Below are 11,837 nucleotides of genomic sequence, written 5' to 3'. Positions count from 1 at the left end.
ATATTCGGTGGGGATGAAGCTTCCTTGGCACTCAACTGTTCCGCTTCTTTTGGTTTACATGAAAAATTCAAAATAAAAAGGCAACCTAAAAGGAATAGGGTGAAAGATCTCATTACGTTAAGATTTGGGTATAAATTGAAATTTGATGAAAATTACACTAAATTAAATAAGCTACCCAAATAAAATGAGCATTTTACGTATAAGTTAAACATTTGAACTATTGGTAATTCAGGGCTTCATTTCCCTTGCAGCAGTCCCAAATCAAAATTTTTCTGAGCAACTTTCCTTTCTGGTTCAATTTCATCAAATACATCTTTTCTCAAATCGCTTTGACTTTTCTTTTTATGCCATTGTTCATCCGCATACAAAATAACCCCCGCCTCATGAGTATCAAGCAAGTGGTCATAAGCTCCCCTTTTCGCCAGCAGTTTCACAAGAATAGGGGCCATTTCTATCATGACAAACAGAAGCATTATCATTAAGTTAGCCCAATAAACAGCATTGTTTGCATTGGTAAGGCTATCTAAGGCATGTATACGTGCAGCCAGCCCATTATTGGATGCCACTGAAAGCATTTGATGGTCCAATTCTAATTTCATTTGATCATTAAGTTGATCTATTTCCAACAGAATCGCTTGAATTTTCTCTCTGTTTAAAGCTTGAGTTTGCAACAAGTCCTGCTGGGCCTGATCCAATTGTTCTTCCTTTTTTTCAGCATTAATGCCAATACCGGCTCTGCCGGTGGTTCCATCCGTCTTTACACCAAATCGTTCATTGTCATATTCAAGCTGTTTCTCGTTTCTGTAGTTCTCCTTATTTTTAATTTCAGCATTTAATCCATCAATTTGACCTTGCAGTTGTTGAATTTCAGGGTAACCGGCTTTAATTTGATTCTTACTTTCTTGTATTGTTTCCAAACGTTGCCGATCTAATTCCCGGTTGATCTCTTTTTCAAATATCTTCAACTCCAAAGGTTTGGCAATTACCAAGGCTATCAGTATTGCCAATATTAATCTAGGGATAGCTTGTTTAAATTCCAGACTGAATTTTTCCCGCTTTTTGAGGGTGGAAACTATGTACCTATCCAGATTAAAAATCATCAACATCCACAAAATTCCAACCGCCAAAACAGGCCATATACTATCGAAAACAGTAAATAAAGCATAACCTACAGACAAGCCTGCAAACACAGCAGTAAACAAGACTGTTCCTCCTATACCAATAAATTGATGAATAGATCCCGGGCAGCGCTTAACCAATGGAAGGTATGCCCCAGAGCAAAATATTAGGAAGCGTTCTATTTTATTCATAGAGAAGAGTGCTTGTGTGGTTTTTTACCAGAAATACTATTCAAGTAGACTGCCAAAAAACATGATTTTATTTGAAATGTCGATAAAATTGAGACACAACTTATAACATCCTAATTTACAGTACATTAATCTATAAAATATAAGCTTTTTTCCACAAGTTATTTGTAGTCTTGCAGATAAATTATAGCTATTGATGGAGCAGAATAAAAAACTGTCCGCTTTGTTTGTCCGGTATCGTGACAATCAAATAATAAAATGATTTTAAAATCCACATAATTCAAGTATTTTAGACAATAAAATCTATAATCCAATATGAAAAATAATAATTTCGCTTTCTTAGCAGTTTTACTTTTTATTTCTACAACAGTTTTCGCCCAAGACCCTACTAGATTTAAAGGACAGGTGGAGAAGATCCACCAGGATAATCCTATTCAAGAAAATTTGAATGGTATCGTTTTTACGGGTAGTTCTACCATAAGAATGTGGAAAAGCCTGCAAGAAGACTTTCCGCAACACAATGTGATCAATGGAGGTTTTGGTGGTTCTCAGGCTAGTGATTTGCTATACTATATAGATGAACTTATACTGGAATATAAACCTTCTAAGGTTTTTATTTATGAAGGAGACAATGACATTTCATCAGGAAAGTCCGTTGAAGAAATTTTAATGACATTTAATCTGATTACAAGCAAAATACACGAAGCCTTGCCTGATACAGAAATCATTATCATAAGTCCTAAACCAAGTGTTGCTCGATGGAAGCTTGCGGATCAGTACTTGGAGCTGAATAAAAAGCTAAAAAAATTCACAAAGAGTGAAAAATACATGAAATATGCTGATTTATGGAAGCCTATGCTTAACAAAGACAAAGAGCCTATGGATGATATCTTTATTAAAGACAACCTTCACATGAATGAAAAAGGTTATGCTATATGGGCTAAAACCATTGAAAAATATTTATAAATAAGCTTTTCATATAAATGTAATACTGGAATAGCTGACTTATTCAGGTGTGTAAACATTGAAATTTATTTTCCCCTTTCCATTGAATTACCAGAGGATTCATCGGAAAGGGGATTATTTTTTACCACAGGTATAACTTTGGTCCAAGGAAAAGTCCAAGGAAAAAAGTTAACCCCTATAAAAACGGGAGGGAATTTGGAAAATCGAATTACCCTTGTTTACTTTGCAGTAAATTCAGGAAACTGATTTATAAAGAAGAGGCGAGAGATCAGGCTCTGTGAACCTCTGGCAACCTTCCAAACCAAGGAAAGGTGCCAATACCTGCCCAATATAGGGAACGATAAATTAGACTATATGACATTACACACAATCTCCACCATTACTTTTCTCGACTTATTTTGCTGTTCTTCAATTTTACTGGAGAAGGGTGAAAATCCATGTACCCACCTTTAGACAATCTTCTTTTATGAATTATAAAAATTTTGAAACCCAAGCTGTAAGGATTGCTAAATCCTCCTCAGATCAGAGAGAACATTCCGCACCTTTGTACCTAAGTTCTAGTTTTGTTTTTGACTCAGCAGAACAAGCCAGACAAATGTTTGCAGACGAAATTGAGGGCAATATTTATTCAAGGTATGCCAACCCCAACACCAGTGACTTGATAGAAAAAGTCTGTGCCGCAGAAGGCACCGAAAGTGGCATTACAACTGCCTCAGGGATGGCCGCAATGTTTGGCAGTATGGCTTCTTTACTAAGACAGGGCGACCATGTTTTGGCTTCAAGATCATTGTTTGGTTCCACGCATCAACTGCTAACACGCGTATTTCCGAAATGGGGTATTTCACATACCTATGGAGACATTTCAGCTATCGACAGGTGGGAAGAACTGGTACAACCCAACACCAGAATGTTGTTTATAGAGACTCCATCTAACCCGGGCTTAGAGATAATAGACTTGGAATACATAGCCAATTTTGCCAATGCGCATAATTTGGTATTAGTGGTAGACAATTGTTTTGCTACCCCTTATTTGCAACAACCTGCCAAATGGGGAGCACATATAGTCACCCATAGCGCCACCAAATTTATAGATGGACAAGGAAGGGTCTTGGGGGGACTTATTTTAGGCAAGAAGGAATTGATCGATGAGGTTCAATTTTTTATGCGCCATACAGCACCATCATTGTCCCCATTCAATGCATGGATTTTAGCCAAAAGCATGGAGACTTTGGCAGTGAGAATGGACAGGCATTGCGAAAATGCCTTGAAAATTGCTCAGTATTTTGAAGGAAACAAAGAGGTGGAAGTAGTGAAATATCCATTCTTGGCTTCTCATCCTCAGTTTCATTTAGCAAAAAAACAAATGAAACATGGTGGAGGCATTATCACCCTGACTTTAAAGGGAGGGTTAAACCGAGCAAAAAAGTTTATTGACCAGTTGCAAATGATATCTGTTACTGCAAATCTAGGAGACACCCGCAGTATCATTACACATCCCGCTTCTACTACTCATAGCAAGCTTTCGGAGGAAGAAAGGGCAAATGTAGGAATATTGAATGGGCTGGTAAGGTTATCTGTAGGTTTGGAACATGTAGATGACATTATCTTGGACATTGAGAGGGCTTTAGAACAGTCTAAATAAAAAAATGGCATGATTACAAATGTTGGTGTTTGTAATCATGCCATTTGTCAAGGATTTATTATATCAATTATTCTTTCCCATCACCTGCAGCTTCTGAAATTTTCACCTCTTTTTCATTTTCCAATTGGGTGCTAACAACATAATATGGCCCGGTGATTACTTCCTGGTTTTCTACAAGTCCTTCTAAAATCTCAATGTTTTCAAAATCAGAAATACCGGTTTTTACTTCTTGTATCTGAGCTTTATCCCCGTTTTTCAAGAACACCAACTCTTTCATATTGCCTTTGCCTTCACCTTCTTCTATGGTCTGCCCTGCCCTTACAGTAACGGCAGCAAGAGGAATGGCCAATACCCCTACTTTTTTGTCTGTTATGATCTCAACACTGGCCGTCATTCCCGGACGGAACGGGAAAGGGTTTTCGTTTGAGACCAAATCTTTATAAGAATCGTTTAAAATTCGAATCCTAACTTCAAACTCGGTAACGGCATCCGTGCTTACTTTTTCGTTGGCTGAATTGGCAATGGCAGTTACTACCCCTGTAAATTTCTTACCTGTAGAAGCGTAGGAATCCACTTCTATCAGGGTGGTATCATTCATACTGATTCTCACAATGTCGTTTTCATTAACGTTTACTCTTACTTCCATTTTAGATAAATCCGCAATGCGAAGCATCTCCGTACCGGCCATTTGGGCAGTTCCTACCACACGCTCTCCCTTTTCAACCAACAAGTTGGAGACAATCCCATCAGTGGGGGAGTAAACATTCGTTAATCTTAAATTTTCTCCTGCTTCATCTACTGAAGCTTTGGCACTTTTGACTATAAATTCCGAAGCGATGACAGACTGCTTGGCTGCCTCAAGATCATTCTCAGCTGTAAGAAACTCTGCTTTGATTTGTTCAAAATCAGCATCTGAAATCACCTTGTCTTCATAAAGAGTTAAATTCCGCTCATAATTCAACTTAGATTGGTTGAATTGTGCTTCAGAGCGTTTCAAGCTAGCTTTTGACTGTGCTAAATTGGCCATTTGCTGGTTTAAATTGGCTTGAGCTCGATCTAATGCAGAGATAAAATTGTCAGGCCTGATTTTGACCAATAAATCGCCCAATTTCACTGAGTCTCCTTCATTGACATTCAATTCAATAATTTCACCGGCAACATCAGGACTCATTTTCACCTCTGTTTCGGGTTGTACTATTCCGGATGCACTCACTTTCTCCACAATGTCTTTTTTGCCAGCCTTACCGATCTGAACTTCTAAAGGCTTCTCTCCTCCTACCCAACCAGCTTGTTTTCCTACTATCATTCCTATTACCAAGAATGCCAATACTCCTAGTAATATGTATATTATCTTATTAGATTTTTTCTTTGCCATTATTTTGATCTATTAGAGGGTAAGGGGATTTCCTAAATAAAAATCCAGAACTTTAACACTAAACACATATTGATATTTTGCCGTAACCAGATCTGCTTCTGCATTGAATAAATTGTTTTGTGCAACCTGAAAGTCAACAGCATTGATAGCACCCACTTCAAATCGCTGCTTGGCCATCCTAAAAGACTCGCCCAATGCTTCCACTCTTATTAATGAGCTTTTATAAGATTGTTCTGCTGCATAAGCTGATGTATAGGCAGATTCAATATCCTGTCTCAAAAGATTTTTAGCTTCTATTTCCTGAATTTCACTCAATCTTTTCTGTACTCTTGCTCTTTGCAAACTTGCTTTGTTTCGGAAATTGGAAAAAACAGGAATGTTCAATCCAATGTTTGCAGATTGCGAGAGATTGTTTTCAAATTGTTGCAAAAGAGGGTCAGGAGTCATAAAAGTGCTTTGGTCTACATAATTTGAGAAAACGTTTGCGCTAAGGTTCAAACTTGGTGCAAAACTTCCCTTTGCTATTTTCACGCCATATTCTGCGCTCTTTACCGCCAATTCAGCCGCTTGAATCTCCGGCAATCTTCCTTCAGCAATTGAGTATACCTCAGCTACCCCTACCGTACCAATTTCTAATCCTTCCACTCCTACTTCTGGGATAATTATACCAAAGTTATCATCGAAAGGCAACTGTAAGGCCTGTGATAAATTTAACTTCGCAATTCTTAGATTGTTTTGCGCGTTGATGACTTCCAATTCATTGGTGGCACTTTGGGCCTCCAAGTCCAATTGATCTGCCATGGGCAAAGCCCCTGCTCTTACAAGACTTTTGGTTCTCTCAAGCTGCTCCGTACTAGTCTTCAGTTGAGATTGGGCAATATTCAACTGTTCCATTGAAAATGCCACATTAATGAATAGGTTGATCGCATTTAATGTAATGTCATTTCTGCTTTTTTCTACGTTCAAGCGGTTGACTTCTACATTTAATTTGGATTGTTTGATGCTATTTTGAACCCTTCCCCCGGAATATAATGGTAAACTAGAGCTTCCTGAAACATTAACATTACCTATTCTCCTTGATTCAAAATCATTGGTCACCGGGTTTATGGATCTACCCCAACGGAAACCTGAACTGAGCCCCATTGAAAATGAAGGCAACATTTGTCCTTTGGATTCCAACAAATTGGCCTCAGAACTTATAAGGTTCATTTCCGCCCTCTTTAAATTTAAGTTATTTTGTAAGGCTGTTTCTACACTCTGCTCCAAAGTCAATTTACCTGAATTGTCCTGAGAAAAAACCGATGCGGATAATCCTGAAATGAATAGTAGTAACAATAAAATATGCTTTTTCATGAACTTTGGGTTTTTATCTTTTTAAATTAAAAAGTTTCTTCTTTGTCAATACTATTTGAAATCTATATAAATCAGCTTTTCACAAGCAAACCTGGTGCTAATTAGTCAATTACTTTCAAGTTTAAACCTTTCTCTTTAAAAACCACCTATAAATACCATTATTTAATTAATTTTAACGAGAGAGGAACAATCAAAAAATCATTTTGTTCGTTTATGAACAGTTCACTGTACAAAAATGAGACAGTTTTTTAAATTCAATTCGGAGGATTTTATTGAAGTCGACACTTTACCTGTCAACAGGGCCTTCCTATTCGGTGATGGTATTTTTGAAACAATGTGTTTTACCAATGGGCAATTTAGGTTTCATAAAGACCATCAAAACCGGGCAGATAATGGACGCCAAAAATTAAAAATTCAAGGACAACTAGATTTGGAGGAAATAGCTAAAATGCTCAGAAACACCTTCGGTGCCACAGAAAAGCTACGGGTTAGATGGAACATTTATAGGTCAGGAATAGGCAAGTATAGTCCTGTTGAAAATACTGCCTGCGAACATCTAATCGTTTCTGACTTTAACCCATCCCCTACAACCAAAAGCACTGCCTATATTAGCCAGAAGGTTCAGACCAATACAACAGCTTGGTCCGGAGTCAAAACCTTAAATGCCTTGCCTTATATTATGGCCAATATAGAAAGGCAAGAAAAGGGCATGGCTGATGTCATTCTATTGGACGAGAAAGGATTTGTTTCAGAGGCCGGAAGCTCCAATATCTTTTGGGTAAAAGGAGGTCAATACTATACCCCTAGCCTAGCGACCAATTGCATTGCAGGAGTTTCCCGGAAGCAAATTATTACCAGGTTAAAAGATTTAAATAAGCATTGTGAGATTGGAAAGTTTAAACCCAATGACTTACTAGAGGCAGATCAAGTTTTTGTAAGCAATGTTACCGGAATAAGTTACTTACTTAAAATTGAAGATAGGGAATTCGACCCCAAGCCTGAGCCCGAACTACTTTCACTTTTCGACCTTTAATAAGGGTATTGTAAAACTGAGAGGTTTACTTTTAAACCGATACTTCTGCTTTTATCCTGGGATGAGGATCATAATTCAGCAATTCTATGTCTTCATATTTGAAAGAGAAAATATCCTTTACCTCAGGGTTTAATTTTAGCTGAGGCAAAGGTCTGCATTCTCTACTAAGCTGAAGTCGGGCCTGATCAAGATGGTTGTTATACAGGTGAGCATCTCCAAGGGTATGGATAAACTCTCCTACTTCAAGATCACAAACCTGGGCTATCATGGCCAAAAATAAAGCATAGGAAGCAATGTTAAAAGGCACTCCTAAAAACACATCCGCACTGCGTTGGTACAACTGACAGGACAGCTTACCTTCAGCCACGTAAAACTGAAATAAAAGATGGCAAGGAGGCAATGCCATTTGATCTACATCAGCCACATTCCAGGCGCTAACAATTAGTCGCCTGGAATTAGGGTTGGTTTTAATCTGATGAATTAAATTCTTTATTTGATCAATCTCTCCTCCATTCCCGTCGGGCCAGTGTCTCCACTGGTACCCATACACGGGGCCCAAATCACCATTTTCATCGGCCCATTCATCCCAAATTGAAACTTTATTATCTTTCAGGTATTGGATATTTGTATCACCGGATAAGAACCATAGCAACTCATGAATAATAGATCGAGTATGACATTTTTTAGTGGTAACCAAAGGAAATCCTTTGGACAAATCATACCTCATTTGGTATCCAAATACGCTTAGCGTGCCGGTACCTGTTCGATCTCCTTTCTTAATTCCATGATCCAATATGTGTTCTAATAATTGGTGATATTGCTTCATACTGAATGGATTTTAACTATAATGTTCTTGGTAATATTTTTGATAATCTCCCGAGGTCACACTGTCCAGCCATTTTTCATTTTCTAGGTACCAATCAACGGTTTCTTCAATTCCAACTTCAAAGGTAAGGCTGGGCTTCCATCCCAATTCTTTGTTGATTTTATCGGCATCAATTGCATACCGCTGATCGTGTCCCGCTCGGTCTTTCACAAAGGTAATTAATTGCGCTGAAGCTCCTTTATCTCTGCCCAGTTTTCTGTCCATGATTTCACATAGGAGCTTCACAATATCTATGTTTTTCCATTCATTAAAACCTCCTATATTGTAGGTTTCATTTGTTTTACCTTCGTGAAAAACTAGATCAATAGCTCTGGCATGATCCACCACAAACAACCAATCTCTAATGTTTTCACCTTTTCCATAAACCGGCAAGGGTTTATTTTGTTTGATATTGTGAATACATAGTGGAATTAGCTTTTCAGGAAATTGGTTGGGGCCATAATTATTGGAACAGTTTGAAATCACTGTTCTCAAGCCATAAGTATTGGCATAAGCCCTTACAAAATGATCTGATGCCGCTTTAGATGAAGAGTAGGGAGATTGAGGGTCATATGGGGTGGTTTCCAGGAAATACCCGCCATCATCCAATGAGCCATACACTTCATCTGTGGAAACATGATAAAAAAGGTGATTTTCTCTGTCTTTCCAGAAATTTTTGGCTGTATTTAGCAAATTAACAGTTCCCATAACATTTGTTTTCACAAAGGCCAGGGGATCGGTGATTGACCTGTCCACATGAGATTCTGCTGCCAAATGGATTACGTCAGTAATTTGGTAGTCATTGAATACCTCCTTTAATAGCTCCTCATTATTAATATCCGCTTTGGCGAAAACGTAATTTTTTTCTCCTTCAATGTCCTTTAAATTCTCCAGATTGCCTGCATAGGTCAAGCAATCTAAATTTACAATTCTGTAGTTAGGGTACTTTTTTACAAAAAGTCGGACAACATGGGAACCTATAAAACCTGCTCCCCCAGTAATCAAAATTGATTTTTCCATAATTAAAAGATATAATATGTATGTAAAAATTTTAAATTAAGTTTATAAATAACCTCATTTGAATTTAGGTACTCAAACCGAACAATTATTTCGTAAATTCAAATTAATCACAATCTCTATTTCTTGTTTATTTTATGATAGCATTTAAACCTTAAATTTTGCTAACAATTTTGCAAGTCGACTAGTTTTATGCACTTTTTCTTCAGCATAATAACCATCCCCATAGCTATCTTTCTTCATGTAAGAGTAATTGTATCCATAACCATAATTATACCCGCTAAAGTCATAGGTATCTCCACCACTTTTCAATCCATTAAAAATGGCATAAAAATTCCTTACTTGGTCATTGGCATAAAGATCATTGATCATCAAGAGGTGGTTTTTATTTGTAAAATCATGTCTTACAATGTACAAGTTAACATCTGAAAAACGCAATAAATCCATGGTTTCGGAAACCAAACCTACAGGTGGGCAATCCATAATGATGATATCAAAACTTTCTTCCAAGTGGTCTAGAAACTTACCCATTTTATCCTTTAATAACAGTTCAGCAGGATTGGGGGGTACCGATCCAGAAGGGACCACATATAGGTTTTCGTAGGGTGTTTTAACGATAATCTCGTCTGCCGAATCCTTATCCACCAAAAAGGTAGAAAGTCCTTTTTTGTTAGATACGCCCAAATATTTTGCCAGTTTGGGCTTTCGAAGGTCAAGCCCCATAATACATGTCTTTTTCCCACTTAAGGCCATTGCAGAAGCAAGGTTCAAGCTAATGTATGTTTTTCCCTCTCCTGAAATACTTGAAGTAACCAATACTCTTTTACATTTTTTTTCACTGGCTATATAGAAAAGCGCCGAACGCAGGGACCTAAATGATTCCGAAGCCAACGACCGGGGATACTCGGCAACTAATAAATTGGTATTTTTATCACTATAGCCAATGGTTCCTAGAAGTGGGATACGCATCAGGCTTTTTAATTGGATCTGATCCATTACTCTATTGTTTAAGTAATGAAACAGCACCAAAAATCCTAAGGGAAGAAAGAATCCTAAGCCGATTGCATACGTATAATTTTGCGTTTTTTTAGGAAAAATTAAAGTCCCCCTTTTTGCTTGGTCCACAATACTATTGTCGGGAACATTGGATGCTTTGGCAATGCCAGCTTCTGCCCTTTTCTCAAGAAGATAGGTATACAAATTTTCCCTCAGCTTAAATTCTCTTAAAATATTGGTATAATCTGATTCTGCCTTGGGTAAATTAGAAAATTGTTTGTCAAAGGAGTTTAATTTCTTTTGATTTTCCTTTTTTCTACTTTCCGTATTGCCTATGAGGTTCTCAATATTTTCAAATAAATTCTCTTTCAATCTATGGATCTGCTGATCCAATACTTCAACATCAGGGTGTGTTTCATTTACCAGAGAAAGTAACTTTCGTCGTTCTAGAGAAATGGTCACCAATGAACCTACTAATTCATTAAAAAGCGGATCATCGATACCCACCACAGAGGGAGCAACAATTTCCTCAAAAGAATCTGTTTTAGTAATCAGGTAATTTTTTAAGCTATTGTAATAGCCCAATTCAAAATCTATGGATTGAATATTTCTTTCTAAATCCTGAATGTTATTCAGTACGCCACCGAACTCAGCGTTCACATCCAACATTTTATTGCTCACTTTAAATTGCTGCATTCTTCCTTCCACAGACTTCAAGGAATCTTCAACAATATAGAGTTGCTCCTCAATAAACCTTAATGCATTTTCAGAGATTCTGTTCTTTTCCTTGAGATCATATTCCAGAAAAGCGTCCATTAGCGCATTGATATAATCACTGCCTTTGTCCACAATTTTTGTAACCGTACTTATTTCAAGTACGGTTCCATAATTGATAAGTGGTTTTACCTGAATGGCATTAGCATACCTATCCACTAAGGAAGTAGGGTTATGCAGTAAAAACTCATAGGTATCATACTGACGAGAATTGTCAAGTAGGTAGACTTTAAATTTGGCCCTATCACCTATAATTTCCTCGCCAAATTTAAGCTCCTTGTTAAAAATACCTGTTTCTTCTTCAACATATTGGTAGCTTGTAAAAAATGTATCAAAAAAAGTATTTTCTCCGGAAAGTAACCTAAATGTGGAATCAGAAAGAATATTTATACTGATTTTTTTATTGACGATCTGCGGGTAATTCCAATCTACTTCAACTCTTATTGGGCTATTTTTGTACAGTTCAATTTCTTTAATATTGGTTGAAGCAAAATAACTCACATCAAAGT

At 37.3% G+C, this 11,837-nt stretch carries 9 protein-coding genes and 1 riboswitch; of the genes, 3 read left to right on the top strand and 6 right to left on the bottom strand.

Features of this window, described 5'->3' with window-relative positions; translation table 11 throughout:
- Window positions 1-236: 236 nt before the first annotated feature.
- The gene (locus tag AAC037_RS09115; RefSeq protein WP_339902696.1) at window positions 237-1,310 is read right to left on the bottom strand and encodes a DUF4407 domain-containing protein; all 1,074 of its coding nucleotides are present in this window, start codon (window positions 1,308-1,310) and stop codon (window positions 237-239) included.
- Between the two features lie 312 nt (window positions 1,311-1,622).
- Here AAC037_RS09115 and AAC037_RS09110 point away from each other — a divergent pair, with 312 nt between their 5' ends.
- Both AAC037_RS09110 and AAC037_RS09105 read left to right on the top strand, forming a co-directional pair.
- A complete protein-coding gene (locus AAC037_RS09110; protein ID WP_339902695.1) occupies window positions 1,623-2,273 on the top strand; it encodes an SGNH/GDSL hydrolase family protein in 651 nt (216 codons plus the stop codon).
- 244 nt (window positions 2,274-2,517) lie between these two features.
- Window positions 2,518-2,620, top strand: a riboswitch (SAM riboswitch).
- Between the two features lie 119 nt (window positions 2,621-2,739).
- The gene (locus AAC037_RS09105) at window positions 2,740-3,915 is read left to right on the top strand and encodes an aminotransferase class I/II-fold pyridoxal phosphate-dependent enzyme (protein WP_339902694.1); all 1,176 of its coding nucleotides are present in this window, start codon (window positions 2,740-2,742) and stop codon (window positions 3,913-3,915) included.
- A gap of 67 nt (window positions 3,916-3,982) precedes the next feature.
- On the opposite strand, the gene AAC037_RS09100 is transcribed toward AAC037_RS09105, so the two are convergent.
- A complete protein-coding gene (locus AAC037_RS09100; RefSeq protein WP_339902693.1) occupies window positions 3,983-5,290 on the bottom strand; it encodes an efflux RND transporter periplasmic adaptor subunit in 1,308 nt (435 codons plus the stop codon).
- 12 nt (window positions 5,291-5,302) lie between these two features.
- On the bottom strand, window positions 5,303-6,643 hold the full coding sequence (locus AAC037_RS09095; protein WP_339902692.1) for a TolC family protein: 1,341 nt from the start codon (window positions 6,641-6,643) through the stop codon (window positions 5,303-5,305).
- Between the two features lie 235 nt (window positions 6,644-6,878).
- Between AAC037_RS09095 and AAC037_RS09090 the strand changes: the two genes are divergently transcribed.
- Complete coding sequence (locus AAC037_RS09090) at window positions 6,879-7,676, top strand: aminotransferase class IV (RefSeq protein WP_339902691.1); 798 nt, start codon at window positions 6,879-6,881, stop codon at window positions 7,674-7,676.
- A gap of 31 nt (window positions 7,677-7,707) precedes the next feature.
- On the opposite strand, the gene AAC037_RS09085 is transcribed toward AAC037_RS09090, so the two are convergent.
- The 3 genes from AAC037_RS09085 to AAC037_RS09075 all read right to left on the bottom strand — a co-directional run.
- The gene (locus tag AAC037_RS09085; RefSeq protein ID WP_339902690.1) at window positions 7,708-8,502 is read right to left on the bottom strand and encodes a thymidylate synthase; all 795 of its coding nucleotides are present in this window, start codon (window positions 8,500-8,502) and stop codon (window positions 7,708-7,710) included.
- A 12-nt stretch (window positions 8,503-8,514) separates the two neighbouring features.
- Window positions 8,515-9,561, bottom strand: a complete 1,047-nt coding sequence (rfbB, locus tag AAC037_RS09080; protein WP_303612049.1) for a dTDP-glucose 4,6-dehydratase — start codon at window positions 9,559-9,561, stop codon at window positions 8,515-8,517.
- A gap of 144 nt (window positions 9,562-9,705) precedes the next feature.
- Window positions 9,706-11,837 (bottom strand): polysaccharide biosynthesis tyrosine autokinase (locus AAC037_RS09075; protein WP_339902689.1); only part of this gene is annotated, 2,132 nt, incomplete at its 5' end.

Origin of the sequence: uncultured Cyclobacterium sp., from assembly GCF_963976465.1 — a bacterium.
Lineage (GTDB): Bacteria > Bacteroidota > Bacteroidia > Cytophagales > Cyclobacteriaceae > Cyclobacterium.
The sequence above is the reverse complement of the archived record's forward strand: the minus strand, read 5'-3'. Positions and strand labels throughout refer to the sequence as shown.